Annotated in this window: 23 protein-coding genes; 12 read left to right on the plus strand and 11 right to left on the minus strand. The window is 66.4% G+C overall.

Going from position 1 to position 26,224, the window contains the following annotated elements; all coding sequences use genetic code 11:
• Positions 1 to 17 precede the first annotated feature (17 nt).
• From ASE13_RS06525 to ASE13_RS06545, 6 genes are all read left to right on the plus strand, one after another.
• Positions 18 to 830 (plus strand): HpcH/HpaI aldolase/citrate lyase family protein, encoded by an 813-nt coding sequence (locus ASE13_RS06525; RefSeq protein WP_056612823.1) that lies wholly within the window; start codon positions 18 to 20, stop codon positions 828 to 830.
• 118 nt (positions 831 to 948) lie between these two features.
• Complete coding sequence (locus ASE13_RS06530; RefSeq protein ID WP_056612825.1) at positions 949 to 1,296, plus strand: hypothetical protein; 348 nt, start codon at positions 949 to 951, stop codon at positions 1,294 to 1,296.
• 85 nt (positions 1,297 to 1,381) lie between these two features.
• The gene (locus ASE13_RS20325) at positions 1,382 to 1,504 is read left to right on the plus strand and encodes a hypothetical protein (protein ID WP_268801281.1); all 123 of its coding nucleotides are present in this window, start codon (positions 1,382 to 1,384) and stop codon (positions 1,502 to 1,504) included.
• A 62-nt stretch (positions 1,505 to 1,566) separates the two neighbouring features.
• Entirely contained in the window at positions 1,567 to 3,024 is a 1,458-nt protein-coding gene (gene guaB / locus ASE13_RS06535) for an IMP dehydrogenase (RefSeq protein WP_056612828.1), read from the plus strand.
• Between the two features lie 161 nt (positions 3,025 to 3,185).
• Positions 3,186 to 4,370, plus strand: coding sequence for an RsmB/NOP family class I SAM-dependent RNA methyltransferase (locus ASE13_RS06540; RefSeq protein ID WP_056612829.1), 1,185 nt, complete (start codon positions 3,186 to 3,188; stop codon positions 4,368 to 4,370).
• 32 nt (positions 4,371 to 4,402) lie between these two features.
• Positions 4,403 to 4,909 carry a tetratricopeptide repeat protein gene (locus ASE13_RS06545; protein ID WP_056612831.1) on the plus strand — a complete coding sequence of 169 codons (507 nt, stop codon included), beginning with the start codon at positions 4,403 to 4,405 and terminating at the stop codon, positions 4,907 to 4,909.
• Here the strand turns inward: ASE13_RS06545 and rsmA are convergent.
• The 4 genes from rsmA to ASE13_RS06565 form a co-directional block, all read right to left on the minus strand.
• The gene (gene rsmA / locus ASE13_RS06550) at positions 4,906 to 5,721 is read right to left on the minus strand and encodes a 16S rRNA (adenine(1518)-N(6)/adenine(1519)-N(6))-dimethyltransferase RsmA (protein WP_056612834.1); all 816 of its coding nucleotides are present in this window, start codon (positions 5,719 to 5,721) and stop codon (positions 4,906 to 4,908) included. The two genes, ASE13_RS06545 and rsmA, sit on opposite strands and share 4 nt — an antisense overlap.
• The gene (gene pdxA, locus ASE13_RS06555) at positions 5,718 to 6,722 is read right to left on the minus strand and encodes a 4-hydroxythreonine-4-phosphate dehydrogenase PdxA (protein WP_082596623.1); all 1,005 of its coding nucleotides are present in this window, start codon (positions 6,720 to 6,722) and stop codon (positions 5,718 to 5,720) included. The genes rsmA and pdxA overlap by 4 nt, the downstream gene beginning before the upstream one ends.
• A 16-nt stretch (positions 6,723 to 6,738) precedes the next feature.
• Positions 6,739 to 8,085: a peptidylprolyl isomerase gene (locus tag ASE13_RS06560; protein WP_156404763.1), complete on the minus strand. Its 1,347-nt coding sequence runs from the start codon at positions 8,083 to 8,085 to the stop codon at positions 6,739 to 6,741.
• Positions 8,086 to 8,198: 113 nt separating this feature from the next.
• A complete protein-coding gene (locus tag ASE13_RS06565) occupies positions 8,199 to 10,514 on the minus strand; it encodes an LPS-assembly protein LptD (protein WP_056612838.1) in 2,316 nt (771 codons plus the stop codon).
• 114 nt (positions 10,515 to 10,628) lie between these two features.
• On the opposite strand from ASE13_RS06565, the gene ASE13_RS06570 reads away from it, so the two are divergent.
• Together ASE13_RS06570 and ndk are read left to right on the plus strand one after the other, a co-directional pair.
• On the plus strand, positions 10,629 to 11,069 hold the full coding sequence (locus tag ASE13_RS06570; RefSeq protein WP_056612840.1) for a DNA polymerase III subunit chi: 441 nt from the start codon (positions 10,629 to 10,631) through the stop codon (positions 11,067 to 11,069).
• A gap of 316 nt (positions 11,070 to 11,385) precedes the next feature.
• The gene (ndk, locus tag ASE13_RS06575) at positions 11,386 to 11,808 is read left to right on the plus strand and encodes a nucleoside-diphosphate kinase (protein WP_056612842.1); all 423 of its coding nucleotides are present in this window, start codon (positions 11,386 to 11,388) and stop codon (positions 11,806 to 11,808) included.
• 165 nt (positions 11,809 to 11,973) lie between these two features.
• Here the strand turns inward: ndk and ASE13_RS06580 are convergent, their stop codons facing one another.
• The gene (locus ASE13_RS06580; protein WP_056612843.1) at positions 11,974 to 13,269 is read right to left on the minus strand and encodes a M10 family metallopeptidase C-terminal domain-containing protein; all 1,296 of its coding nucleotides are present in this window, start codon (positions 13,267 to 13,269) and stop codon (positions 11,974 to 11,976) included.
• Between the two features lie 228 nt (positions 13,270 to 13,497).
• Between ASE13_RS06580 and ASE13_RS06585 the strand changes: the two genes are divergently transcribed.
• The gene (locus ASE13_RS06585) at positions 13,498 to 13,737 is read left to right on the plus strand and encodes a DUF6894 family protein (RefSeq protein ID WP_056612845.1); all 240 of its coding nucleotides are present in this window, start codon (positions 13,498 to 13,500) and stop codon (positions 13,735 to 13,737) included.
• On the opposite strand, the gene ASE13_RS06590 is transcribed toward ASE13_RS06585, so the two are convergent.
• The 6 genes from ASE13_RS06590 to ASE13_RS06615 form a co-directional block, all read right to left on the minus strand.
• Entirely contained in the window at positions 13,738 to 15,054 is a 1,317-nt protein-coding gene (locus tag ASE13_RS06590) for a sensor histidine kinase (protein WP_056612848.1), read from the minus strand.
• A 133-nt stretch (positions 15,055 to 15,187) separates the two neighbouring features.
• A complete protein-coding gene (locus tag ASE13_RS06595; protein WP_056612850.1) occupies positions 15,188 to 15,907 on the minus strand; it encodes a response regulator in 720 nt (239 codons plus the stop codon).
• Positions 15,908 to 15,985: 78 nt separating this feature from the next.
• Positions 15,986 to 16,450, minus strand: coding sequence for an EF-hand domain-containing protein (locus ASE13_RS06600; RefSeq protein ID WP_056612852.1), 465 nt, complete (start codon positions 16,448 to 16,450; stop codon positions 15,986 to 15,988).
• Between the two features lie 357 nt (positions 16,451 to 16,807).
• Positions 16,808 to 17,581: an acyl-CoA thioesterase gene (locus tag ASE13_RS06605; protein ID WP_056612854.1), complete on the minus strand. Its 774-nt coding sequence runs from the start codon at positions 17,579 to 17,581 to the stop codon at positions 16,808 to 16,810.
• On the minus strand, positions 17,578 to 19,071 hold the full coding sequence (locus tag ASE13_RS06610; RefSeq protein WP_056612856.1) for a class I adenylate-forming enzyme family protein: 1,494 nt from the start codon (positions 19,069 to 19,071) through the stop codon (positions 17,578 to 17,580). Before ASE13_RS06610 ends, ASE13_RS06605 begins: the two co-directional genes overlap by 4 nt.
• Positions 19,072 to 19,132: 61 nt before the next feature.
• On the minus strand, positions 19,133 to 20,350 hold the full coding sequence (locus tag ASE13_RS06615; RefSeq protein ID WP_200955581.1) for an MFS transporter: 1,218 nt from the start codon (positions 20,348 to 20,350) through the stop codon (positions 19,133 to 19,135).
• A gap of 190 nt (positions 20,351 to 20,540) precedes the next feature.
• Between ASE13_RS06615 and ASE13_RS06620 the strand changes: the two genes are divergently transcribed.
• From ASE13_RS06620 to ASE13_RS06630, 3 genes are all read left to right on the plus strand, one after another.
• Positions 20,541 to 21,761 (plus strand): acyl-CoA dehydrogenase family protein, encoded by a 1,221-nt coding sequence (locus ASE13_RS06620; RefSeq protein WP_056614845.1) that lies wholly within the window; start codon positions 20,541 to 20,543, stop codon positions 21,759 to 21,761.
• A 171-nt stretch (positions 21,762 to 21,932) separates the two neighbouring features.
• Positions 21,933 to 23,003 carry an acyl-CoA dehydrogenase family protein gene (locus ASE13_RS06625; protein ID WP_056612858.1) on the plus strand — a complete coding sequence of 357 codons (1,071 nt, stop codon included), beginning with the start codon at positions 21,933 to 21,935 and terminating at the stop codon, positions 23,001 to 23,003.
• A 462-nt stretch (positions 23,004 to 23,465) separates the two neighbouring features.
• Positions 23,466 to 26,210 (plus strand): TonB-dependent receptor, encoded by a 2,745-nt coding sequence (locus tag ASE13_RS06630; RefSeq protein ID WP_056612860.1) that lies wholly within the window; start codon positions 23,466 to 23,468, stop codon positions 26,208 to 26,210.
• Positions 26,211 to 26,224: the final 14 nt, after the last annotated feature.

Below are 26,224 nucleotides of genomic sequence, written 5' to 3' on the forward strand. Positions count from 1 at the left end.
TAGCATAGAGTCGCGCCATGACCACAGCCCCACTGGCCCCGCGCACCGCGCTGTTTTTGCCCGCCTCCAATCCGCGCGCGATTGCCAAGGCGAGGGAGTTGGCCGCGGATCTGGTCATCCTCGATCTCGAAGACGCCGTCCGCGATGATTCGAAGGCGACCGCGCGCGCCGCGGCTGTCGAAGCGGTGGCAACAGGTCTCGGGAACCGTTCCTGCGCCATCCGGGTGAATGGTGGCGAGTCACGCGAGCATGCGGCTGATCTGGCCGCGGTCGCCGGCTCCGCCTGCGATTTCGTGGTTTTGCCCAAGGTCGAGACGCCGGAAGAGGCGGCGATGGTCGCCGATGCTGCAGGCAAGCCGCTTCTCGCGATGATCGAGACGCCGAGGGGAGTGCTCGCCGCGGCCGAAATCGCGGCGATGCCGGGGGTGCGTGGTCTGATCGCCGGCGTCAACGATCTGCGCGCGACGCTCGGCATTCCCGCGGATGGCGGCCGCGATGGCCTTGTCCTTTCGCTGCAGATGATCGTGCTGGCCGCGCGTGCCGGAGCGATCTGGGCCCTCGACGGAGTCTTCAACGCGCTCGACGATCCCGAGGGCTTCGCCGCCGAATGCCGGCACGGGCGCATGCTCGGTTTCGACGGCAAGTCGCTGATCCATCCGAACCAGATCGAGATCGCCGCCGCCGCCTTCGGCGCGAGCGAAGCCGAACTGGCCGAGGCACAGGCATTGATCGCGGCCGCGACCGGCGGCGCCGAGCGCTTCGGCGACCGGATGATCGAGGCGATGCATGTCGAGCAGGCACGGGCGCTGATCGCGCGGAACTTACGCTGACCTCCGGGATTTCCCGCTGATTGCGAGATTTGGCCCGAGGATTATGCGGAAATCTCAAACGACTTCCCGAGGTGACGCCTTGCCTGAGCTTCAGACATTGCACGAGCAATTGCTCGAAATGCTCGATGAACTCGACACTTTATGCGAACGTCCTGCCCCGGACGAGGCGGCATTGGCCGGACTGCGGTATCGGCTGACACGCACCAGCGGCGCGCGACGCAAGCTGATCGAGAAGCTCTGCCTCGAACTGCAGACGACGCTTCCCGAGGTCGAAATAGGCCCCATCCGTGCCCTGCGTGAGTCGAATGTCGCCGCCATGACCTCGTCTTCGGATCACATCGGCACGTGGAGCCTGCGTGAAATCATGAAGGACTGGCCGGGCTATTGCCACGCGTCGCGGCAAATCCAGCGGTCGATGCGCGATCAGATCGAACTGGAGAAGACGACGCTCTATTCTCACCTTTGATCGGGTAAACAGTACTGAAACCATCCTTTCTCACATGATCTGAACATCATCGCCTCATGATGCAGATATCTGAGGAGGTGTCGAAATGGACCGTCGCAGCGAAGAACAGCCGAAGGAGCGCCGCGAGGGCGCCGATCGCCGGCAGGATGCGAGTGCCGATTATGACCGTGAGGAGCGCCGCAAGGGCGAACGCCGCGCGCGGCACTAGCAGTTTGCCCTGACCGCGGTTACATGGGCCGCCAACCTCCGACTCAGGACTTGGCGCACCCCATGGATATCCCCCTCGGCCTCACCTTCGACGACGTCCTTCTGTATCCGGGCGAGTCCGAAGTCCTGCCGAGCATGGCGGACACCCGCACTTTCGTGACGCGCAGCCTCGCGCTCAACATCCCGATCATCTCCTCGGCGATGGATACCGTCACCGAAGCCGACATGGCGATCGTCATGGCGCAGCTCGGCGGCATCGGCGTGCTGCACCGCAATCTCGACATCGAGGAGCAGGTCGAGGCGGTCCGCGCGGTCAAGCGCTACGAAAGCGGCATGGTGGTCAATCCGATCACCATGGCGCCCGACGGCACGCTGGGCGAGGCGCGCGCGCTGATGGAGCGCCACAGGATCAGCGGCATCCCGGTAGTGGAGGCGAGCGGCAAGCTCGTCGGCATCGTCACCAATCGCGATGTCCGTTTCGCCGAAAATCCCAGCCAGCCCGTCGCGGAGCTGATGACGCACGACAATCTCGCCACCGTCGCGACCGGGGTCGGCAAGGAAGAGGCGCGCCGCCTGCTCCACCAGCGCCGGATCGAGAAGCTGCTGGTGGTCGACAGTGACTATCGCTGCGTCGGGCTGATCACGGTCAAGGACATCGAAAAGGCCGTCAATTTCCCCAACGCGACCAAGGATCCTGCCGGCCGCCTCTGCGTCGCCGCCGCCACCACCGTGGGCGACAAGGGTTTCGCGCGAACCGAAGCGCTGATCGACGCCGAAGTCGACCTCATCGTCATCGATACCGCGCACGGCCACAACAAGGATGTCGGCCGCGCAGTCGAGCGCGTGAAGAAGCTGTCGAACCGCGTCCAGGTCGTCGCGGGCAACATCGCCACTGCCGAGGCGGCCAAGGCACTGATCGGCTCGGGCGCGGACGGGCTCAAGGTCGGCATCGGCCCGGGCTCGATCTGCACCACGCGCGTGGTCGCGGGCGTCGGCGTGCCGCAGCTCACTGCAGTGATGGACGCGGCAAACGAGGCGGCGAAGTCGGGCGTGCCGGTGATCGCCGATGGCGGGCTGCGCACCTCGGGCGATCTCGCCAAGGCGCTCGCCGCCGGTGCCTCGACCTGCATGGTCGGTTCGCTGCTCGCCGGCACCGAGGAAGCGCCGGGCGAGACCTTCCTCTATCAGGGCCGGGCATATAAATCCTATCGCGGCATGGGTTCGGTCGGTGCGATGGCGCGCGGTTCGGCCGATCGCTATTTCCAGCAGGATATCAAGGATCAGCTCAAGCTGGTGCCCGAAGGCATCGAGGGGCAGGTGCCGTTCAAGGGTACTGCGCGCGACGTGGTTCACCAGCTCGTCGGCGGCGTGAAGGCGGCGATGGGCTATGTCGGCGCGCCGACCATCCCCGAGTTCCAGAAAAAGGCCAAGTTCGTGCGGATCACCGGCGCGGGCCTGCGTGAAAGCCATGTGCACGACGTGACGATCACACGAGAGGCACCGAACTATCCCACGCGCTGAACCAGCTCGCCGCAGTTTGAGCTTCCAATGTAGGATTTCTTCTGCTTCGGGTTGGCGATGGGGTGCGCGGCAAATCTCGGCCCGCTTTTCGAGCGCACAATGATCTTCGATCCAAAGTTTACGAATGACACGCGACTCCCGCAACTTTGGGATGTTGTCAGTTGACTCCCGCTGCCCGCAGCCAGGCGGCGATCGACCTGCTCGACCGGATCATCGCGGCGGCACGCGATCAGGGCGCCGCCGCGGATACGCTGATCGCGCGCTGGTTCGCCGAGCGGCGCTATGCCGGATCGAAGGACCGCCGCGCCGTGCGCGAATTGGTGTACGACGCGATCCGGTTGTGCGGCGAGCGCCCCGAGAGCGGCCGTGCCGCGATGCTGGCACTGGTCGCCGATCGGCCGGAACTCGCCGAGACCTTCGATGGATCGCCTTATGGCCCGGCGGCGATCGAGACCGGCGAGCCCGTTGCGGTGCCCGGCCACGCGCCGGGCTGGCTGATCAAGAAGCTGCGCGCTTCGGATATCGGGATCGAGGAACAGGCCGCTTTGCTCGAGCGTGCGCCGCTGGATATCCGGGTCAATACGCTCAAGACTTCGCGGGGTCGGGTCGCCGCCACCCTTCCGGGCGCGGAGCCGCTCGGCATCGCACCCGATGCGCTGCGACTGCCGCACGACATTCGGGTCGACCAGCTCCCCGCTTATGCCGCGGGCGAGTTCGAGGTGCAGGATGCGGGCAGCCAGCTGGTGACGTTCGCCGCGGGCGCGGAACGGGGCCAGCACGTCGTCGATCTCTGCGCAGGCGGCGGAGGCAAGACGCTGGCCTTGGCGGCGCTGATGGCCAATCACGGCAGCATCCTTGCCTGCGACGTGGATCGCGGGCGGCTGCAGCGCCTGCCCGAGCGCGCCGCGCGGGCGGGGGTGACGATCGCCGAGACGCGGCTGCTCAATCCCAATCGCGAGGCCGAACAGCTTGCCGATCAGGCGGGGCGGGCCGACATCGTCCTCGTCGACGCGCCTTGTTCGGGAACGGGCACGTGGCGGCGCAATCCGGAGGCGCGCTGGCGGCTGACCCGCGAGCGGCTCGACAAATTGGTCGCGACGCAGCGCCACATCATGGGGCTCGCGGCGGAGCTCGTGCGCCCGGGCGGATCTTTGGTCTATGTCGTCTGCTCGGTACTCGACGACGAAGGCGCCGGGCAGGCACAGGCATTTCTCGATGCATATCCCGGCTGGACCGCCCGGACCCTGACCCTCGGCGCGGGAACGCCGCGCGGGGCGGGAATCCGGCTCACGCCGCTGGCGGACTCGACCGACGGCTTTTTTGTCGCGAAGATGATCCGACCGTGATAGCGCCACGCACTTCAGTTTCGGAGATTTTCATGCGGATCACTGCGATTTCGGCCGCCGCCGCGTTGATGGTGCTTTCGGTCTCGACGTCGTTGACGGCGCAGCGTCCCGACGATCAGATCGATCCCAAGTCGCTCGCGTTGCTCCAGGAAGGGCGTGCCGCAAAGGCGGCCGGCAATCTCGACGGCGCGCAGGACGCGCTGGAGAGCGCGCTGGCGGTGGACCCGCGCAACCGCGAGGCGTTCCTCGTGCTCGGCGAGATTGCACGCACCCGCGGCCTGCCGGGCAAGGCGATCCGTCTCTATCGTGAGGCGCTTACGCTCGAGCCGAACGATCTTGCGGCGCTGCGCGGGCAGGGCGAGGCACTGGTCGCCAAGGGCGCGACGGCGAAGGCCAAGGAGAATCTCGCCCGGATCAAGACGATCTGCAACGGCGAGTGCAGTGATGCGACCGTGCTCGCGTCATCGATCGCCAAGGGCCCGCCCCCGACAGCGACCGCACAGGCCGAACCGGCCAAGCCGTCGCCCGCCAAGCCCTAGCCGAGCGCGCGGGCGAGCGCGACGAATTCCTCGACGGACACCGTCTCGGCACGGCGGCTCGAATCCACGCCCAATTGTTCCATCGCTTCGATCGCACCCGGCACGCCTTTGAGGCTCTGGCGGAGCATTTTCCGGCGCTGCCCGAACGCGGCGGCAGTCAGTTTCTCGAGCGTCTTGAGCTGTACGCCCTCCGGCGCGGGCGCGGCGACGATATGGACCACGGCCGACATCACCTTGGGCGGCGGGGTGAAGGCGGAGCGGTGCACCGTCATCGCAATCCGCGGCGTCGAGCGCCACTGCGCCAGCACCGCGAGCCGGCCATAAGCATCGGAACCCGCCGGCGCGACGATCCGCTCGGCGACTTCCTTCTGGAACATCAGTGTCAGGCTCGCCCACCACGGCTCCCACGTCGCCGAGAGCCAGCCCACCAGCAGCGCAGTGCCGACATTATAGGGCAGATTGGCTACCACATGCGGCTTGCCCGCGAACAGCGCCGGTGCGTCGACCTCGAGCGCGTCGCCTTCGATCACCTTCAGCTTGCCGGGGAAGAATTCGCCCAGCTCGGCCAGGGCGGGAATGCAGCGGCGGTCGCGCTCGACTGCGGTAACCGAGGCGCCGGCCTCCAGCAGCGCACGGGTCAGTCCGCCGGGACCGGGGCCGACCTCGAACACTTCGGCACCCGCCAGATCGCCCGGGACCTTGGCGATGCGGGCGAGCAGTTGATGGTCGAACAGGAAATTCTGCCCCAGCGCCTTGCTCGCGCTGAGACCGTGCCTGCGGATGACGTCACGAAGCGGCGGCAGTTCGGTCACAGGCTTGGCGCGGTCGCTTCCACCCGACGCTCGGCCTGCGCGGCGGCCATGCGGATCGCAGCGATCATCGCCCCGGGATTGGCTTCGTCGCGTCCGGCGATGCCGAAGGCGGTGCCGTGATCGGGCGAGGTGCGGACGATCGGCAGTCCCAGCGTGGTGTTCACGCCGTCGTCGAAATGGAGCGTCTTGATCGGGATCAGCGCCTGATCGTGATAGAGACACAAGGCCGCATCATAGCCGGCGCGGGCGCGGGCATGGAACATCGCGTCGGCGGCGAAGGGCCCCACCGCGTCGATACCTTCGGCGCGCAATTGCTCGATGGCCGGCGCGAGGATCTCGATTTCCTCCCGGCCGATCGCACCGCCCTCGCCGGCATGCGGATTGAGGCCGGCAAAAGCGAGACGCGGCCGATCGATACCGAAATTGCGGTACAGGCCGCGCGCAGTCACCCGTGCCTTTGCGAGCACCAGCTCGATCGACAGCAGATGCGGCACATCGGCGAGCGGCACGTGAACCGTGATCGGCACCACCCGCAGCGTCGGCCCGGCCAGCATCATCACCGTATTGTCGCTGGCCACGCCGCAACGCTCGGCCACGAATTCGGTCTGCCCGGGATAGGTGAAGCCGATGCGATAGAGCTGTGCCTTGGAGACCGGCCCCGTGACCAAAGCGCTCGCCGCGCCCGAACGGGTCAGCCCGCAAGCCATTTCGAGCGATTGCAGAGCGCAGCGGGCGCTGTCGACATCGGGCACGCCGGGCGCGACTTCTCCCGCATCACCCACCGAGACGATCGGCAGGGCGTTCGCAAAGACGGCCTCGGCCTCGGCAGGGTCGCTGATCAGGGCGACGGGGCCGTCCCAGACCTTCTGGACCGCCCGCGGATCACCGACCGCGAAGAACGGTGCGAGCGAATGCAGTTCGCGCGCACTCCACGCCTTGGCGGTGATCTCCGGGCCAATTCCCGCGGAATCGCCCATGGCGATGGCGAGCGGGCTGGTCATCCGCTCGCCGCGCACTTCAGCGATATTCGACCAGCGCGTCGCGGCGCAGATCGCGCAGCATGCGCTGGGCGCGCAAGTTGGTACGTTGCTCCTCGAGCTGGTTCTGAACCTGCTCGACCGACGGCTCGTAAGCGTCCTTAGGATCGTCGCGACCGCATAGCACGAGCACCCGAACGCCGTCCTCGACCGATCCGAACGGCTGGGTCACCTGACCCACCTGGAGCGGCAGGATCATGTTCTGGAGCGCCGGCGGCAGTTCCTTGATCGCGATGCCATCACGATCGACGACTTCCGCATTCTGCGCCTGAGCGACGCCGGCGACGTCGCCGCAGCCCTTGATCGCGCGCGTTGCCGTGGCGAACTCGCCGGCACGCGCGGTGGCGGCCGCTTCGGTCGTGCCCTTGGGGAAGTTGATCGCGAGCTGGCGCAGGCTCAGCTTGGCGTCCTTGGGATCCGCGGTCAGCACCTTGCGCTTCTCGGCGAGATACAGAATCGAGAAGCCGGTCGGCAGCTGGATCGGGCCGGCTACCTGGCCAGGCTGCATTTCCTGCGCGGCGCCGGCGAGCTGCTCCGGCAGCATCGCGGGACGGACCCAGCCGAGATCGCCGCCGACCGACTTGGTCGACGCTTCCGAATAGGTCTTGGCGAGATAGTCAAACGGGGCGCCTTCGCGCATCTGCTGGATCATCTTCTGCATGCTCGCATGCACTTCCGGCGCGCGATCCGGCGTCGCGTTCATGTAGATTTCGTAGACGTGATATTCGTCGCTGCCCTTGGCGGCCTTCATGCGGTCGATCATCGCCTTCACTTCGGCCTCGCCGACGTTGATGTTGACGCGACGGCGCAGCAGGCGGTTCCAGGCGATGTCAGCCTCGATCTGGCGGCGGATCGTGCGCTCAGAGGCGCCGACTTCCTTGAGCCAAGCGCGCATCTGCTCGGGCGTCCGCTGGAAGTTCTTCGAGACGCGCGCGAAGCTCTGCTCGATTTCCTTCGGGTCGACGGTGATCTCGTTGGCCTTGGCCTCCTGGATCTGGAGCGCCTCGTCGATCAGCTGGCGCAGCATCTGCAGGCGAAGCTGGTCGCGCTCCTCCGGCTTCAGGTTGAGCTTGCTGATGCCGATGACCATCGCCATGCGCTGATCGACATCGGTGCCGGTGATCACCGTGTCGTTGACGATCGCGGTCGGCTTGCGGATGTTGGGATCGGACTTGCCGAACAACTGGAAGTTCTTGGGAATATCCAGGCCGGTATCCGGCACCTGCTGATCGGGAACGGTCTGCGCGATCGCGATCGACGCGACCCCGGCCAGGCTGAACGCCAGAATAGTCTTGCGGCCGAAGCGAGCCGCCTTTGCAACACCCATGTTCACGTGGAGCCGTACCCTCATCCATCTCGGGGAGATCGTGGCGCATACTCGCCAATTGTGCCTGAACCAAGGCTTGACGGGATTCGGATTACGCCCCGTCGGGCACCACGCTAGCGCCCCAGATTCTTGAATGCCAGCGACAAAAGAAAGCTGTTGCCGCGCCGCGCATCGCCAGTTGTCTCGTAATCGCGCTTCCAGGTGAGGCCGAGGCGAAGGCAATCGTCCTCATAGGTCACGCCGAGCCGGTGGCGCACCGGATCGAAGCCGTCGGCCTGGGAGAGGATGTCCTCGTCGCGATTGGTCAGGTCGACGAGGAGCGCGCCCGACACCGACCAGAAGCGCGCGATCTGGACGCGCCCGCCGATGCGCGCTTCCTCGCGGTCCTGCAGATCCTCGAGCGTCGCGTCGATGTTGCGATTGAGGCGGAGATAGCCGACCTGGAAATAGGTGCTTCGCGAGCCCACGGTCGCGTCGATCTCGTTGCGGCGGATGGCAAAGGTGTCCTTATCGATCCGGTAGCGATGCGTGAAGCTCACGAAATCGCGGAAGCGGACCACGGTGCGCCCGACAATGTCGGACACGCGATCGGCGAGCCCGGTGCCATCGGGGAAGATCGTCGGCCGCGACGTGAGACGGTAGCTCTGGCCGACATTGGCGTCGACGCTGAAGCCGGGGAGGTACAGCGCATAATCGACGCCCCAGGTGAAGCGGGTCGAATCCTCGAACCGGTCATAACCGGGGAAGCGATTGAGCGCGAAAAGGTTGGAATCCTCGAGGTCCACGGCGCGCGCATCCTCGTTGGGGACGGCGAGGTTCTCGAGCTTGGGTGCGGCGACGATCTGGATCCGCGGCGTGATTTTCTGGGTGCCGCCGAGGAACTCGCCGACGAACGGCCATTTCACGTCGATCGCGGCCGCGGCGATGCCCCGGAACCGGAACCCCTCGTCACCACGATAGCTGGGAACGAGCGTCGATAGCGTGTCGTCGGTATTGTAGGCGTCGGCGCGGCCGTAGGCAGTGAAGGTCACCTCCTGGCCCCAGTTGGTGAGCTTGCGCAGATCCCAGCGGGCACTGGCGAAGGCGCGCTGCGAATCCTGGCCGTCCGAGCGCCCGATCGCCAGCGTGTTCAGCTGGAATTCGAAGCGTCCGCCGAGCAGGCCCTCGTCCATGCGCCGGCGATAGTCGAGCTCGGGCAGAACGAAGGGCTGGGAACCCTGCCGGTCGCCTACCCGCAGCGTCTGCACCGCCCAGGCATTGATCGAGAAATAGCTATCAGAATCAATGTGTTCCAGCCGTACATTGTTGCGCAGCCGATCGTCGCGCGAAATGTCGTAGCGCCGGAGGAAGGTGCGATCGGTGGTGAGGCGAATCGAGGCGCTGGCGCTCCATTCGGGCGAGAACTGGAACCGGCCTGAGGCGTCGAGATAGCCGCGGAAATTGTTGCTCGACGTGGCGGGCGTGGTCGGCACCGTCAGGTCGTCGGCGCGGCGGCTATAGGTGCCATAGCCGGTCACGCGATAAGCGCCGAAGCTCTCGACCGCGCGATACTCGCCCTGCAGCATCGGCAGTGCTTCGGTGAAGACGCGCGGCGTGATCGTCAGGTCGCGGTTCGGCGCGAGGCTGAAGAAATAGGGCAGGGCGATCTGGAAGCCGTTGGTGCGATCGAGGCGGACGTCGGGCGTCAGGAAACCGTCGTCGCTGGTGCCGCCCGCCGGATGCGAGAAGACGGGGAGCGGGATCGAGGCGATGCCGAACACCGAGATCCGCGCACCGGTGTAGCGGATGCGCTTCTTGTTCGGATCGTACACCACGCGCCGGGCGGTGATCTTCCACGACGGCTCCTTCGGGCAGTCGTTCGAATCGGTCACTGCGCAGGGCGTATAAGCCGCGTTCTCGACCGTGATGATGCCGTTGTCGCGATGCCCGCGCTGGGCGGCGATCCGCCCGCCCGCCTCGAGCACGACGAGCATGTTCTCGACGGCGCCGTCCTTGAGCGTGTCGGTCAGCTCGATCCGGTCGCCATAAGCGGCGTCGCCCTCCGGATTGACGATGACGATATTGCCCTCGGCGACGACCTTTCCGGTCTTGCGGTTCCAGACGATCTTTTCGGCGCGGAGGCGATCGCTGCGGCGGTACAGCCGGACATCGCCGCTCGCGGTGACAATGTCGTTCTCATAATCGTAATCGAGCTGATCGGCGTTGAACTGGACTTCGTCGGGATTGATCGACGTCGCCTCGGTCGAGGGCGGCGGGGGTTCGACGGGGCGGTCCTGCAGGTTCGCGGCAGGCACATCGACAGTTTGCGGCGAGACGGGCTGGCTCGCCGGCGCTTCGCGCGGATCGGCAGTCTCCTGCGCCCGCGCCTGCGCCGCGAGGCACAGGCCGAGCGCGGCCGAGAGCAGCAGTGCCTTGCGCGAAACGACCATTCCCACCTTTATCTTCACTCCCGGGCACGCGGCACCGTCCGCCCTATCGCAGCGGTTGCGGCATCGCAACGTCACGTGCGTTGGCCCGAACGCACGGAATTGCTAACAGGAGCCATGCAGGTCGACTTCTACCATCTCACCAAACTGCCTCTGGAACGGGCATTGCCGCAGATCGCCGAGAAGGTGCTCGCCACCGGCGGACGGCTGATAATCGTGGCGGGCGAGGAAGGCCAGCGCGCCCGGCTCGATCAATTGCTGTGGAGCTATGCGCCCGAGAGCTTCCTGCCGCACGGCCAGGCCGGGGGCGAGGACGATGCGCGGCAGCCGGTGCTGATCGCCGATACGGCCGCGGCGGCGAACGGCGCCCGCAACATCGCGCTGGCGGACGGCATCTGGCGCGAGGAGGCTTTGGGCTTCGACCGCGCCTTCCATTTCTTCGACGAGGAGCGGATCGCCGAGGCGCGGGCGGCGTGGAAGGGACTGGCCGATCGCGACGGAGTCGAGCGGAACTATTGGAAGCAGAACGACTCGGGGCGCTGGGAAAAAGCGGCATAGATTCCGCGTTGCCGAGGGAAACGTGCAACGATTTTCGCATTTTTGGCGGGCGAGGCGCGTTTGTGGCGATTTGCTCTGGGGAAAGTGCACAAAAGCGCCTCCGAAGTTTGCACATGCACTTCTTGCATTCGTCATTCCGCCCCGGCTGCGGAATCGGGTTCAACCATGTCAAAGAGCGGCCTCGGCGGGGCGCTGGAACAATGGCAGAACATCGCCTTGTAGGAAAGCGCGGGGGCGTGCGCGGCTTGCATCCGCGGCGCCCGGGGACTAGGGAGCCGCGACTTTTCCACAACCCAAATACAGGAGCCGCACGGCCATGGCCGCGACCCGGACCTTTTCGATCATCAAGCCCGATGCCACTCGCCGCAACCTGACCGGTGCGGTCACCAAGATGCTCGAGGAAGCCGGCCTGCGCGTCGTCGCTTCGAAGCGCATCCAGATGAGCCGCGAGCAGGCCGAGGGCTTTTACGGCGTCCACCGCGAGCGCCCCTTCTTCAACGACCTGGTCGAATTCATGATCTCGGGCCCGGTCGTCGTGCAGGTGCTCGAGGGCGAGAACGCCGTCCAGCGCAACCGCGACATCATGGGCGCCACCAACCCCGCCAATGCCGAGCCCGGCACGATCCGCAAGGAACTGGCGGAATCGATCGAGGCGAATTCGGTGCACGGTTCGGATTCGGAAGAAAATGCGGCGAGCGAGATCGCCTTCTTCTTCAAGCCCGAAGAGATCGTCGGCTGATTTCTGGCGCTACTCCAAAGGGGTGGCGGCGAGATAGGAAAACGCCGGTGGGGTTCGCGCCCCGCCGGCGTTTTTCGTTTCTTCGTCATCCCGGCGAACGCCGGGATCGCATGCGGCAGGCACGCGGCCTGAGACCCCGGCTTTCGCCGGGGTGACGGTCCTGTTCTAAAGCAGGAAGTCGGAGCTGTAGAAGTTGAACTCGCCATTCACCTGGAGCTGGAAGTCGGCGACGCCATCGCCGTCGGCGTCCGCGTAGATGAAGGTATGGCCGCCCGCCTTCTCGTAGCGCAGCTGCCCGGCGGTGCCGGTGAAGGCGTTCGCGCCGAGGAAGGCGAAATTCTGGTTGCCGGCGAGGAGCAGGTCGGCGTCGATATTGGTCACCGAGATCCGATCGCCCTGGCCCCGGCTGAAGTCGAAGATCATGTCCGGGCTGCCCACGCTCGAATCGGCGAGCGCGTCGAAGCGGAACACGTCGCTGCCGGCGCCGCCGAGGAACTGGTCCACCCCGGCACCGCCGACCAGCGTGTCGCTGCCGGCGCCGCCGTCGAGCAGGTCCGCCCCGTCGAGCCCGAACAGCGTGTCGCCGCCTTCGCGACCGGCGATCGTGTCTGCATTCGTCGTGCCGGTGATCGTGTTGCTGGACGGGGTTCCGGTGAAGCTCGATTCGACCGCGGCGTTGGACACCGTCACGGCGAGCGTCTGCGTGACGATGTTGGTGCCGTCGCTGGCGCGCACGACGACGTCGTAGACATTGTTGCCGCCGGCATCGGCTGGTGCCTCGAAATCGGGCACGGCGCGGAAGGACAACAATCCGTTCCAGGGATTGATCATGAACAATGCCGCATCGGCGCCGCCAGCGATCGCATAGGGCGTGTTGACGAGGGCTTCGGGATCGATCGCGGCGATCGTTGCGACGATCAGGCTGTTCTCCGAGACCGTCACCGATGCCGAAGCCGCTCCGCCGAACGACGTGAAGCTCGGCGCTTCGTTGGCGTTGTAGACCTGTATGGTCAGCGCCTGTTCGTCGCTGTCCACACCATTGCTGGCGGCGACGACGATTTCGTAGCGATTGTCCCCGTCCGCGTCGGCGGGCGCCTCGTAATCGGGATCCGCATTCCAGGCGAAGCGGAGCGCGCCCGAGGCCGCGTTGATCTCGAACCGGGCGGCGTCCGCGCCCCCGACGATCGAATAGGTGATGCCCGAACCCACATCGCCGGTTGCTTCGACGCGGGTGAGATAGCCGACCATGTTCTCGATCCAGACGAGGTTCGCGGCGTCGGCGCCGTTTTCGGAAGTGATAGTGACGGTATCGTCCACGTCGAGCGTACTGACTGCCGCCGGATCCTGCGTGTTTCTTGCGGAGAGGGAAAATGCCTGGCCGCCGTTAACGGCGTCATGCCTGAGAAAAGCCTTCAGTCCAGCTGCAGGCATCGTCGAATCGAACCAGTTATGTGCGGCCATGATTACACCCTCCCTTGCAATCGATAGCTTCATGCTCGCCAAAACTTGTTGCCGATTTATGAATTTATGCTGGAGCTATCGCTGGATGTTCTTCGCGGGACTGTGCAGATCGGCCGTTGCAGGTCCGCCGAAAGCTCCGTCGGCCGGTGCAACGCCGCGCCGGAGCAAAATCGTGCTGATCCAGATTGATCGCCGCAACCGGTTGAAATTCAGTGCGTTTTAGCACGCATGCCGCTCTATTTCTTCAGCCTGAAGACACGCAACGCGATCCCCCATGCGGAGCGGCAGGGCGAGTTTCCGGATCTGCGTACCGCGCTTGCCGAAGCGCATTCCGCCGCGCGTGCCATGCTGCACACCCGCAGGCGCCATGCGCCGCTCGACATGCATGGCAGCCTCGACGTGGAGGACGAGCATCATCGGCCGGTGGCGCGCATCCTGCTGGCGGACGTGGCGCGCCAGATTTCCTGACTATCCCCGCGGCAGCGTGATCGTCGCGGTGAGGCCGCCGCCTTCGCGGTTGGCGAGCGTAATGTCGCCGCCTGCATCGTTGACGATTGCCCGGGCGAGGGCGAGGCCGAGGCCGATGCCGCCGGTGTCGCGGTTGCGCGAGGTTTCGAGGCGCGTGAACGGATCGAATACCGCGGCAAGCTTGTCGGGCGGGATGCCGGGGCCGCGATCCGCCACTTCGATCGCCACATTCTGCTCGCCGGGCAGCAATCGGACCTGCGCGCCGCCGCCATATTTGACGGCGTTCTCGATCAGGTTGCGCACCGCGCGGCGCATCAGCGAGGGGCGCAGGTGCATCTTGAGGCGCGGCGCTTCCTCGAACTCGACCTGGTGATCGAGCTCGCGGAAATCGTCGACCACGGCGTCGATCAGTGCCGACAGGTCGACATCGGTCGGCGGCTCGCTGGGACGGCCGAGCCGGGCGAGGCTGAGGATGTCGTCGAGCGTGCGGTTCATCTCGTCGATCGTGTCGGCCATGCGATTGCGGTCGTCGTCGTCCTCGACCGATTCGATGCGGACGCGGAGCGCGGCGAGCGGCGTGCGCAGATCGTGGCCGATCGCGCCGAGCATGCGATCCTTCTCGCCGAGCATCGCGTTCACGCGCAGGCTGAGCGTGTTGTAGGCGGCGATCACGGCGCGGACGTCGCTGGGGCCGCGCTCCTCGAGCGGGCCGGCATCGTCGCCGGGGCGGAAATCGCGCGCGGCGCCGGCGAGCGAGCGCAGCGGCTTCGAGATGCGGCGGACGATCCACATCACCGGCAGGAGGATGATGACGTAGAGGATCAGGGTCTGGAAGATCAGCGCCGCGATGAGGCGCCGATCGGAACGGTTCCAGGGCGCGTTGACGGTGAGCCAGCCGGTGCCGGGCTGTTCGACGGCGATGACGAGCACGCTGCCGGGGTTGCGGCCGCCGCGATTTTCTTCGGCGGTCTTCGTGCGGATGCCGGTGTCGATCCTGCCGACGGTGATGCCGAGCTCGGTGAGCTGGCCGCGCAGTTCCTCGGCGACTTCGTTGCGGCGTTCGAGCGCGGGCGGGATCGGATTGGCGGCGAGGCGGCGCACACGGCCGCGATCGGGCGCGATCGGACGGCCGGTGCTGCGCTCGCGCTCGAGCGCGTCGACGATGCGGGTGATCGCGGGGCGGGTCGCCTGGGCGAGGCGGAACTGGGCGCGATCGCGGACGGCGATGGCGAAGTTGAGCGCCTGTGCGGTGAAGAGCGCGACGGCGATGAGCAGCGCCATCTGGCCCGCGAGCGAGCGGGGGAGGAGGCGTTTCATCGATACCAAGGTTCGTCACCCCCGCGAAAGCGGGGGCCCATCTCCGGAACGCAGGGCTGGGCAGCACCCGTCGTACTCGGGGACAGTCCACGAGATGGGCCCCGGCTTTCGCCGGGGTGACGGTCGAAGAATGTCACAGCCGCGTCACTTCGGCGGCGAGGGTGTAGCCGCCGCCCCAGACGGTCTTGATCAGCGAGGGGTTCTTGGCGTCGGGTTCGATCTTCTTGCGCAGGCGGCTGACCTGGTTGTCGATCGCGCGATCGAATGCCGCGGCCTCGCGGCCTTGGGTGAGATCGAGCAACTGGTCGCGGGTGAGGACCTGGCGCGGGCGGGTGACCAGCGCGTGGAGCAGGTTGTACTCGCCGGTGGAGAGAGGGACCGACACGCCTTCGCGGTCGACCAATGCGCGTTCACCGGTCTTGAGCACCCAGCCGGCAAAGGCGAAGCTGCCGGTCTCGGGCGCGTGCTGCTTCGCGCCGCCGGCCGCCATGCGGCGGAGGATCACCTTGATGCGCGCGGCGAGTTCGCGAGGGGAGAAAGGCTTCACGACATAATCGTCGGCGCCCATTTCGAGCCCGACGATGCGATCGGTCTCCTCGCTGCGCGCGGTGAGCAGGATGACGGGAATCTCGCTGGTCTCGCGGATATGGCGGCACAGGCTGAGGCCGTCCTCGCCGGGCATCATGATGTCGAGGATGACGAGATCGATCGCATAGGCCGCCATCCGCGCCCGCGCGCCCTCGGCATCGCCCGCCTGCGTGACGCGAAACCCCTGCTTGGTGAGGTATTGCGCGAGCGGCTCGCGGATCGAGCGTTCGTCGTCGACGAGGAGGAGATGGGGGGCTTCGGACATGATGCGACCGTAACAACTCCGGCGGTGAAAAGAAGTGCCGGGCGGCGAGAGGAGGGTGCCGCCCGGCCAGGGAGAAGCTCAGTTGGCCGCAGGCTTGTCGCCGGCGCGGCGTTCCATCATTCCGCGCATGCGATCGCGCGCGGCGTCGCGCTCGGCCTGATCGATCTTGCCGTCGCTGTTCGCGTCGAGGCGATCGAAGCGGCGAATGGCCTGTGCGCGCTGCTCTTCGAGCGAGATCGCACCGTCGCCATTGGTGTCGGTGCGGCTCATCATCCGGGCGCCGCGGCCTTCGCCGCCATCGGGGCGCTCGTCCTTGGTGATCTTGCCGTCCTTGTTGGCGTCGAGCTTGGCGAAGCGCGCGTCGACATCGGCGAGATATTCTTGCCTGGTGATGACGCCGTCGTTGTTCGCGTCGGCCTTGCCGATATCGCCGCCGCGCATCGGGCGATCCTGGGGCGCGGGGGCGGGCGCCTGTTGCGCGGCATAGGCGCCGCCGGCGAGGAGGGAGGCGCCGAGCAGGGCGGCGGCGAGGGTCTTCTTCATGGCAAACTCCAGCATGAGGGCGGCCCGTGCCGCGACTGGTGTGCGTTTTGATGTGTGCGTGTCGCAGGGGTTTGTCAGGGGCGGGGGAAGTTGTCGCAAATTGTCGCGGGGGGCTACTCAAACCACCGTCATCCCGGCGGAAGCGGGGTGACGTTAGGTATAGAACCTATTCAAGCTGTTGATTTGACTACAGAGTTCGCCCCTCATTTCGTCATCCCCGCGAAAGCGGGGACCCATCTCCGACGTTATCCGCGAACGCGCCGGTGCATTTTGCTGCTCGTCCACGAGATGGGTCCCCGCTTTCGCGGGGATGACGGGTTTTGGATATGACTACCGCAACCTAAGGGAGGCGAGCCCTCAGCCGAAGATCGCGACGCCTTGCATCGCTTCGGCCACCGGTTCGCCGGCGGCGTTCCAGATTGCCATGCGCTGGCTCGAATAGCCGTGATGCGCGGTGTCGGCGCGGGCGTGGAGCAGCCACCAGCCATCCCGGGTGGCGGGCTGGGGCGTGAGGAAGTTGATCTGCCAGTTCAGCGAGCTCAGCGGCGTCTGGCGTTCGGCGGCGAGCTTGAAGGCGCCGGGCGGCAACGCGTCGCCGATCGCCAGCAGCTCGACCATGGGATGCAGATTGTCCCGGCCGCGCAACCGGGCCCAGCGCAGCCATTCGGCTGGGCCGAGATCGCCTTCGGCGTCGCGGAAATTGAAGTTGCCGGTGAAGAAGCTGTCGGGGCCGGTGTAGAGTTCGGCGTCGGGCGCGGGCGGCACGGCCGAGGCGCGCGGCGCGGCGTCGTGCGCGACCTGCGAGGCGAGTTCGGCCATGAAGACGAAGGTCGCGCGCAGGCCGAGGCCGGCTTCGGACGTCACGTCGGACTGGATGAAGGCGGCGTTGCGGCCGCGGCGGAGCTTGGTGGCAGTGACGGTCACATGGCCGGCGAGCGGGCCGATAAAGGCGACCTGCGCCGAGCGGAGCGGGGGCAGATCGGGTTCGAGATCGAGCGCCGCCTGCAGCGCGAGCGCGGCGGAGAGGCCGCCGAACGCCGTGCGGCCCTGCATCCAGTCTGTCGGGATCGCGGTGCGGAAGCCGGCGGCGTTGCGCTCGGCCGCGGCGAGGATGTCGGCGATCGGAGTCATGAATGCAGGTCGCGCAGCTCGCGCTTGAGGACCTTGCCGATCGCGTTGCGCGGGAGCTCGTCGACGCGGCGCAGATCGGTGAGGCGCTGGGTCTTGCCGAGCTTCGCGTTGCACCAGGCGAGGATCTCCGCGGGTTCGCCGCTGCCGACATAGAAGCCGACCGGGGTTTCGCCCCATTGCTCGGACGGCATGCCGACGACGGTGCAATCCGCGACACCCGGATGCTGGGCCAGCACCGCCTCGATATCCGAGGGATAGACGTTGAACCCGCCCGAGATGATCAGGTCCTTCTTGCGATCGAGCAGGGTGAGGAACCCGTCCTCGTCGAAGCGGCCGATATCGCCGTGGCGGATGAAGCGGTTGCCGGCTTCGTCATGCCAGGTGGCGGCGTCGGTGGCGTCGCTGCGGCCGTGATAGCCGCTCATCATCGCGCCGGAGCGGCCGACGACTTCGCCGATCCCGCCCTGCGGGACTTCGCGGCCTTCGTCGTCGATCAGGCGGATGTCGTGGCCGTCGAGCGGCTTGCCGACGGTGTGGAGCTTGTCGGGATGCGCGTTGCAGATGAGGATCGTCGTGCCGCCGCCCTCGGTCATCCCGTAATATTCGATGAGCAGCCCGGGCCAGCGCGCGAGGACATCGGCCTTGAGTGCGGCGGAGAAGGGCGCGCTGGTGCAGGTCTTGAGCATGAAGCTGGAGAGATCGAAGCGGTCGAACTCGGGATCGGCCATCAGGCGCTGATATTGGACGGGGACCAGCATGGTGACGCTGCCGCGGTGTTTTTCGGCGAGCGTCAGATATTCGCGCGCGTCGAACTTCGCCATCAGCACCACGGTCCCGCCCCAGCCGAGCGTGGGCAGGAAGCTGACCAGAGTGGTGTTCGAATACAGCGGCGTGGCGACCATCGTCACCGCTTCGCCGAAGCCTGGAGGGGCGCGGCTGATATGGACCCAGCGCATCGCATGCGGCTGGACGATGCCCTTCGGCGTGCCGGTGGTGCCCGAGGAATAGATGATGTTGAACGGGTCTTCGGGCGTGACCGCGGCCGGGGCGGGAACGCCGTCGCCGAGCCAGTCGTCGAGATGTTCGAGGGCGACCTTGCGGACGGGCACGGGGATATCGTGCGCGGCGTCGTGGAAGAGGATCGGCGCGCCGCAATCGGCGACCATCGCGGCGAGCTGTTCGGGGGTCGCCGAGGGGGCGAGCGGCGCGGCGACGCAGCCGGCCCGCAGCGCCCCGAGGAAGGCGAGGCCGTATTCGAGCGAATTGGGACCGAGGATCGCGACTGCCTGGCCCCGCTTCACGCCGTCGCGCTGCAGAGAGAAGGCGATCCGGTCCATCGTCCGGTCGAGCTCTGCATAGGTGACCACGCGGTCGCCGAAGATCAGCGCGGGCTTGTCGCCGCGTTCGCGGGCATGCGCGCGGATGAGATCGGGCAAGGCCGCGAAGTCGCTCGCGAGCATCGTCCCGGCGGTTGGTGCGGTGTCCCCCATATGTCCGGAACGCTAACCGACCGCCGGCACGAACGCCATACGCAAGTTTCGAAAAAGTGGATCAGCCGGTCGCGGGTGCCGTCCTGACGCGCGGCACGACTCGCAGGACCACGATCAGCAGGGCCGCGAGCGCGAGGGCGGCGGCGAAGACGAAATTGCCCGCGGGAAAGCCGCGCTCGGCGCCGAACGCGAGCGACTGGCTGAGCATCAGCGGCGCGAGGATCAACGCCACGCTGTTGAGGCTGGCCATCCCGCCCTGCAACGCGCCCTGATGCTGCGCGTCGGTCATCCGCGAGAGCAGGGCGTTGATCGAGGGGTAGGCCAGTGCCTGGAACGCGCTGATCGGGATCAGCGCATAGACCATCCAGCCCTGGCGCACGAAGACATAGCCGAGGAATACCGATCCGCCCGCGAGGATGCCGAGCACGACGGTGCGCTCCTCGCCCCAGCGCTTGATCGCGCGGCCGGTGACGAGCGTCTGGACGAGCGCCATCGCCAGCCCCGAGGCGGCGAGCGACCAGCCGATCGCCTCCTCGTCCCAGCCCAAGGCGATTTCGCTCCAGAACGCCCAGGTCGACGGATAGACCATGTGCGCGAACTGCCAGAGGAAGGCCGCCAGCAGCAGCCAGCCGGCATTGCCGGCGTGGAGCAGGGGCTTGAACGCGGCGAAGACATGCGCATTGCCCCAGCGGAACGCGCGGCGGCGCTCGGGGAGCATCGTCTCGGGGAGCGCGACGAGGATCCACAGCGCATTGAGCCCGGCGAGCACCGCCGCGGCGATGAACGGCGCGCGGGTGCCGAAGCCGGCGAGCAGCCCGCCCATCGCGGGCCCGAGAATGAAGCCGATGCCGAACGCGGCGCCCATCAGCCCGAAAGTGGCGCCGCGCTTCTCAGGCGGCGTGACGTCGGCGAGCACGGCGTTGGCCGGACCGTAGGAGGCGCCGGCGATGCCCGCGATCATGCGGCCGACGAAAAGCCAGGCGATGCTTGGCGCGGCCGCCATCAGCGCGTAATCGGCCGCGAAGGCGAGCATCGAGAAGAGCAGGACCGGGCGCCGGCCGAAACTGTCGCCGAGCGTGCCGAGGACCGGTCCGGCGAAGAACTGGGTGACGGCATAAGCCGCGAGCATATAGCCGCCGATCCGCGCGGCATCCTCGAGGCTGACATGCGCGAGCTGGACGATCAGGCGCGGCAGCACCGGCATGACGATGCCGAAGCCGATTGAATCGATCAGGATCGCGCAGAGCACGATCGGCACCGCGCGGTGGTGGAATTGCATCGACTCTATCCCCTTTTTCGGGTGGGTTGTACTTTGCCCGTCATCCCGGCGAAAGCCGGGATCTCGTGCCTTCGGGCCGTTCGCCTGCCGCCTGAGGTCCCGGCGTTCGCCGGGATGACGGGGAGGGCCTTGACGTCTTCCACGCCATACCGCATTTTCGAAACGAGCCGAACACGGCATGGAGAGGATGATGGCGACTATAGCCGAGATCGACGCGCCGACGGACCCGCTGGAGGCATTCCGCGCGCATGCCCGCGAATGGCTGGCGGCGCATTTCCCGCCTTCGCTGAAGGGCAAGGACAATGCGATGTCCGCAGTCGAGGGGCCGCACGAGAACTCGACCGAGGAGGAAGCCTGGCAGCAGGCGATGGGCGAGAAGGGCTGGGGCGTACCGACCTGGCCGAAGGAATATGGCGGCGGTGGGCTGAGCCGCGCCGAGGCGCGCGTGCTGCAGGAGGAAATGGCGCGCGCGGGCGCGTGGAATCCGATCGGCGGGATGGGCGTGATGATGTTCGGGCCGACCCTGCTCGAATATGGCAGCGAGGCGCAGAAGAAGGAGCACATCCCGGCGATCGCCAAGGGGACGGTGCGCTGGTGCCAGGGCTATTCGGAGCCGGGCGCGGGATCGGACCTCGCCAGCCTCCAGTGCTTCGCCGAGGATCGGGGCGACCATTATGTCGTCAACGGCCAGAAGACATGGACCAGCGGCGGGCAATGGGCGGACAAATGCTTCATGCTCGTCCGCACGGACAAGACGAAGAAGCACGAGGGGATCACTTTCCTGCTCTGCGACATGGATACGCCGGGCGTGGAAGTGAAGCCGATCCGGCTGATCTCGGGATCGTCGCCGTTTTGCGAGACCTTCTTCACCGATGTGAAAGTGCCCAAGGCCAATCGCGTCGGCGAGGAAGGGCAGGGCTGGACGATCGGCAAGCGGCTGCTCCAGCATGAGCGGAGCAGCCTGTCGGGCGGCGGATCGACTGCGGGGCGGATGTTCGCGGGCGCACCGCTGGGGCAGCTTGCGAAGAAATATGTCGGGGAGGACGAGCAGGGGCGGATCGCCGATGCCGACCTGCGCAGCCGGATCGTGCGGCACGAGATGGACCTGCGCGCTTTCATGCTGACGCTGCGCCGGGCCTCGCTGGAGGCGAAGTCGAACCAGGGGCCGTCGGCCGCCACCTCGATCATGAAGAATGTCGGGGCGCGGATCATGCAGGAGCGCTCCGAATTGCTGATCGAGATCCGCGGGCTGGCCGGGCTCGGCTGGGAAGGCGAGGGGTTCGAGGAGGAGCCGCTGAAGGACGTGCGCAGCTGGCTCTTCGGCAAGGCGGTGTCGATCTATGGCGGATCGAGCGAGATCCAGAACAACGTGATCGCGAAGCGCATCCTCGGGATGCTGGATCACCAGTGATCTTTAGCCCTCTCCCGCTCTCGCGGGAGAGGGTTGGGTGAGGGTCTTCTTCTGCTTCGATCGTTCGGCACAGGAGAAGACCCTCACCGCTGCGACTAGGCAGCAAGCTGCCAAGTCTCGCTGCCTCTCCCGCGAAAGCGGGAGAGGGGTTTAGGCGAAGAGGGAGTTGATATGGCCGTATTGACCGAAGAACAGACGATGCTCCGCGACATGGCGCGCGAATGGGCGGACAATGAATCGCCCGTCACCGCCTTCCGGAAGATGCGCGATGCGGCGCCGGCGGAATTCTACGATGCCGGGGCGTGGAGGGCGCAGGCCGAGATGGGCTGGGCCGGGATATTGATCCCCGAAGCGCAGGGCGGCGCGGGGATGGGCTATCTGTCGCTGGGTCTCGTGCTCGAGCAGCTCGGGCGCAACCTGGCCGCGACGCCGCTGGCCGCGACTGCCGCGGCGACGAGTGCACTGATCCTCGGCGGATCCGAGGCGCAGCAGGCGGAGTGGCTGCCGCGGATCGCCGCGGGCGAGGTGGTGGCGGCGCTGGCGGTGGACGAAGGGCCGCGCTTCGCGCCGGAGCGGATCGAGACGCGGGTCGAGGGCGGCAAGCTGACCGGCACCAAGCAGTTCGTCGCCGAGGGCGACAGCGCGCAATTGTTCGTCGTGGCCGCCATGGATGGGCTCTATTTGGTTTCGGGTGAGGAAGGGGTGACGCGATCCCCGCGCAGGTTGACCGATTCACGCAGCCATGCCGAAGTCCGGTTCGATGGCGCGCCGGCGGAAAAGCTGGAGGGCGGAGCCGATCTGCTCACGCAGGTGACCGACCGTGCCGCGGCCGCGCTCTGTGCCGAGATGCTCGGCATGGCCGAGGCGGCGTTCGCGCAGACCAACGACTATCTCAAGACCCGCGTCCAGTTCGGGCAGGTGCTCGCGTCGTTCCAGGCGCTGCAGCACCGGATGGCGAAGATGTTCACCGAGCTCGAGCTGATGCGATCGGTGGTCGAGGGCGCGCTGGAGGCGATCGATTCCGGGCGCGGGAATGTCGGCCAGGATGTCAGCCTCGCCAAGGCAGTGGCCGGCGAGACCCTCCACCTCGTCAGCCGCGAGATGATCCAGCTCCATGGCGGCATCGGCATGACCGACGAGCATGACGCCGGCTTCTATCTGAAGCGCGCGCGGGTGCTCGAGGCGATGTGGGGCAATGCCGCCTGGCATCGCGAGCGGTTTGCGCGACTGGGGGGGTATTGAGGTCGCCGCAGGTTCCTGGACTGAGAGCCTGTTCGACCAGTTGATTGGACTAGAGGGCTCGTCCCTCTCTTCGTCATCCCCGCGAAAGCGGGGACCCATCTCCCGAGCGAGCGGCAAAATGCACCGGCGCGCTCGTGGAAATTGTTGGAGATGGGCCCCCGCTTTCGCGGGGGTGACGGCTTTGAACATGGGTCCGACACCTCCTTGGCCTCGCTTCCCGACTTCGCCCGAAACAAACGGGAAAGGTTATCGCGTCACGCTCCTAGCGTTCCTGCCGCCCACTTTCCGAAAGTCGGTTTGCTGGCGCACGCTTGCCCGCCGACTGGTGCAATCGGGCAACACCTGAGAGCCAGTCCCGCTTTGCAACCTTTGTTATGCTTGACGGCCTCTAGGGAAAAGGCTGTTATTCGAGGGTAGGGTATGGAACCGCAAAGTGTTCCGGCCCGTGGTGGGAGAGAAATTATGATGCGGTTACGCCTTCTGTCGGCCTGTGCGGCTCCGGCAATGATCATGGCGCTCGCGGCGCCCGCTTATGCGCAGGATACTCCGGATACCACGACGACGAGCGAGGCCGACCAGCAGGGCGGCGGTTACGATGCGAACGAGATCGTCGTCACCGCGCAGGGCCGCGCCCAGGTGCTCGCCGACGTGCCGCTCGCGGTTTCGGCGATCAGCGCCGAGACGCTCCAGCAATCGGGCGCCACCGACATCCGCCAGTTGAACCAGGTCGCGCCTTCGCTGCTCGTATCCTCGACCGGCAGCGAAGCGAACGGCTCGGCGCGTATCCGCGGCATCGGCACGGTCGGCGACAATCCCGGCCTCGAAAGCTCGGTCGCGGTGTTCATCGACGGCGTCTATCGCTCGCGTTCGGGCATCGGCCTCAACGAGCTGGGCGAGATCGACCGGATCGAAGTGCTGCGCGGGCCGCAGGGTACGCTGGGCGGGCGCAACGCATCGGCCGGCCTGATCCACATCTTCAGCAAGGCGCCAGCGCCGACCTTCTCGGCGGGTGCCGAAGCCACCTATGGCAATTACAACCAGTTGCGCCTGTCGGGCTATGTCAACGCGCCGCTGGGCGACACGCTCGCGGCGCGCGTGGACGGCGTCTATGTGAAGCGCGACGGCTTCTATCACGACGTGGTCAACGATCGCGACATCAACGACCGCAACCGCTTTTTCGTGCGCGGGCAGCTGATGTTCGAGCCGTCGAGCGACCTCTCGATCCGGCTGATCGGCGACTATACCAAGCGCGACGAGGAATGCTGCGCGGCCACCTATCTCAACCGCAGCATGAACCCCTATATCGGTGGGCTCAACGATCCGACGCAGAACAGCATCGTTCGCGTGCTCAACTCTCTGGGCCAGCCCGCGGCGGCGTTCACCGAAGGCTATAGCCGTGACGTCTATGTCACTCCCGGCCGCAGCTACAAGGGCACGACCGAGGATTGGGGCGCATCGCTGCAGATCGACTGGAATCTCGGTGGCGCCAAGCTGACCTCGATCACCGGCTATCGCGACTATTCGAGCGACCAGGGATCCGACACCGATTATAGCTATGTCGACATCCTCTACCGCGCGGCGGACGGCAATTCCTCGCGCCGGTTCAAGACCTTCAGCCAGGAACTGCGGCTTCAGGGCACGGCGTTCAACGAGAAGCTCGACTGGCTGATCGGCGGCTATTACGCGAACGAGGATCTGGAGGTCACCGACAACCTCCGCTTCGGCAGCCAGTACGGCCGCTTCGCCACCTGTCGGCTTGTTTCGGGCGGTGGTCTCGCGGCGCTGTATTCGCCGACCTCGGCGGGATGCCTCGCGGCGCGCCCGGCGGCATTCGGCGCGGCATCGCCATTGATCTATGCGGCGATCGACCGGCTCGACGGGATCAACAATCGCGGTTCGACGCTCGACGTCTATGACCAGAACAGCCGCAACTGGGCGCTGTTCACGCACAATATCGTCCATGTCGCCAAGGGCTTGGATCTGACCCTGGGCCTTCGCTACACCAACGAGCGCAAGAAGTTCGATGCGACCTTCGGCAATGACAATGTCGCCTGTGCGCAGAACCAGGCATCGATCCTGGCGCTGCGTGCGAATGCGGCGCTGACCGCAGTGGTCGACGGCATCCTCGGCCTCTCGTGCCAGGGCAATTCCACCTCCGAGCTCAACGGCGTGTCGATCAACGACGAGCGCAAGGAGGACGAATTCACCGGCACCGCGGTGATCTCGTACAAGGCGACCGAGGACTTGCTGCTCTACGGCAGCTATTCGCGCGGCTACAAGGCCGGCGGCTTCAACCTCGATCGTTCCGCGCTCAAGGTACCGATCCTGCCGTTCGGCGGGCAGGCGGGCGCACAGGCGCTGGTGCACAATCTCCAGTTCGATCCCGAGACGGTCAACGCCTTCGAGATCGGCTTGAAGTATTCGACGGGGCCGTTCAGCCTGAACATCGCGGCGTTCCGCCAGGAGTTCAAAAACTTCCAGCTCAACACGTTCAACGGCACGGTCTTCCTCGTCCAGAACGTCAATGGCTGCAGCGACAATCTGAACGGCGGCGACCGCGACCAGAGCAAGTTCTCCACCGCGGGCAATTACAACGCCGCGGCCGGCACCACTGGGGCGTGCGCGGCGGACAATGTCACCTACGGCGTGCGTTCGCAGGGTGTCGAGCTCGAGGCGTCGCTGGTGCCGCATCGCGACATCCGCGTGGGGCTGGGCCTGACCTATTCGGAGGCCAAGTATCGCGATCAACTCGTCGGCACCGCGGCCGGCGCGCCGCTCGACCAGGCACTCCGCAAGCTGCCGGGCGACAATCTGTCCAACGCTCCCGAGATCGTCGCGACGGCATCGTTCGCGTGGACGCCCGACATCGGCAGCTCGGGGCTGAGCGGATTGCTCTATTTCGACAGCCGCCTGACCGACGACTACAACACCGGATCGGACCTGTTCCCGCAAAAGGAACAGGATAGCTATGCAGTCTTCAACGCCCGTATCGGCATCCGCGGCAAGGACCAACGCTGGGCGCTCGAATTCTGGGGCCAGAACGTCTTCAACCAGAACTACACCCAAGTCGGCTTCAACTCGCCGTTCCAGGAAGGTTCGGTCGGCGCCCCCTTCACCGACCCGCAATATCCGGGCGGCCGGCAGATATTCTCGGCCTATCTGGCCGAGCCGCGGACCTATGGCGTGACGGTGCGCTCGCGCTTCTGAGTTCGCAAAGGCAA

The organism is Sphingomonas sp. Root241 (assembly GCF_001428865.1).
In the GTDB taxonomy this organism is placed as follows: Bacteria; Pseudomonadota; Alphaproteobacteria; order Sphingomonadales; family Sphingomonadaceae; genus Sphingomonas.

Coding starts and splice junctions, on each gene's coding strand:
- ASE13_RS06525 (WP_056612823.1), top strand. CDS start 18: ATGACCACAGCCCCACTGGCCCCGCGCACCGCGCTGTTTTTGCCCGCC.
- ASE13_RS06530 (WP_056612825.1), top strand. CDS start 949: ATGCTCGATGAACTCGACACTTTATGCGAACGTCCTGCCCCGGACGAG.
- ASE13_RS20325 (WP_268801281.1), top strand. CDS start 1,382: ATGGACCGTCGCAGCGAAGAACAGCCGAAGGAGCGCCGCGAGGGCGCC.
- guaB (WP_056612828.1), top strand. CDS start 1,567: ATGGATATCCCCCTCGGCCTCACCTTCGACGACGTCCTTCTGTATCCG.
- ASE13_RS06545 (WP_056612831.1), top strand. CDS start 4,403: ATGCGGATCACTGCGATTTCGGCCGCCGCCGCGTTGATGGTGCTTTCG.
- pdxA (WP_082596623.1), bottom strand. CDS start 6,722: ATGACCAGCCCGCTCGCCATCGCCATGGGCGATTCCGCGGGAATTGGC.
- ASE13_RS06560 (WP_156404763.1), bottom strand. CDS start 8,085: ATGGGTGTTGCAAAGGCGGCTCGCTTCGGCCGCAAGACTATTCTGGCG.
- ASE13_RS06565 (WP_056612838.1), bottom strand. CDS start 10,514: ATGGTCGTTTCGCGCAAGGCACTGCTGCTCTCGGCCGCGCTCGGCCTG.
- ASE13_RS06570 (WP_056612840.1), top strand. CDS start 10,629: ATGCAGGTCGACTTCTACCATCTCACCAAACTGCCTCTGGAACGGGCA.
- ndk (WP_056612842.1), top strand. CDS start 11,386: ATGGCCGCGACCCGGACCTTTTCGATCATCAAGCCCGATGCCACTCGC.
- ASE13_RS06580 (WP_056612843.1), bottom strand. CDS start 13,269: ATGGCCGCACATAACTGGTTCGATTCGACGATGCCTGCAGCTGGACTG.
- ASE13_RS06585 (WP_056612845.1), top strand. CDS start 13,498: ATGCCGCTCTATTTCTTCAGCCTGAAGACACGCAACGCGATCCCCCAT.
- ASE13_RS06590 (WP_056612848.1), bottom strand. CDS start 15,054: ATGAAACGCCTCCTCCCCCGCTCGCTCGCGGGCCAGATGGCGCTGCTC.
- ASE13_RS06595 (WP_056612850.1), bottom strand. CDS start 15,907: ATGTCCGAAGCCCCCCATCTCCTCCTCGTCGACGACGAACGCTCGATC.
- ASE13_RS06600 (WP_056612852.1), bottom strand. CDS start 16,450: ATGAAGAAGACCCTCGCCGCCGCCCTGCTCGGCGCCTCCCTCCTCGCC.
- ASE13_RS06605 (WP_056612854.1), bottom strand. CDS start 17,581: ATGACTCCGATCGCCGACATCCTCGCCGCGGCCGAGCGCAACGCCGCC.
- ASE13_RS06610 (WP_056612856.1), bottom strand. CDS start 19,071: ATGGGGGACACCGCACCAACCGCCGGGACGATGCTCGCGAGCGACTTC.
- ASE13_RS06615 (WP_200955581.1), bottom strand. CDS start 20,350: ATGCAATTCCACCACCGCGCGGTGCCGATCGTGCTCTGCGCGATCCTG.
- ASE13_RS06620 (WP_056614845.1), top strand. CDS start 20,541: ATGGCGACTATAGCCGAGATCGACGCGCCGACGGACCCGCTGGAGGCA.
- ASE13_RS06625 (WP_056612858.1), top strand. CDS start 21,933: ATGGCCGTATTGACCGAAGAACAGACGATGCTCCGCGACATGGCGCGC.
- ASE13_RS06630 (WP_056612860.1), top strand. CDS start 23,466: ATGATGCGGTTACGCCTTCTGTCGGCCTGTGCGGCTCCGGCAATGATC.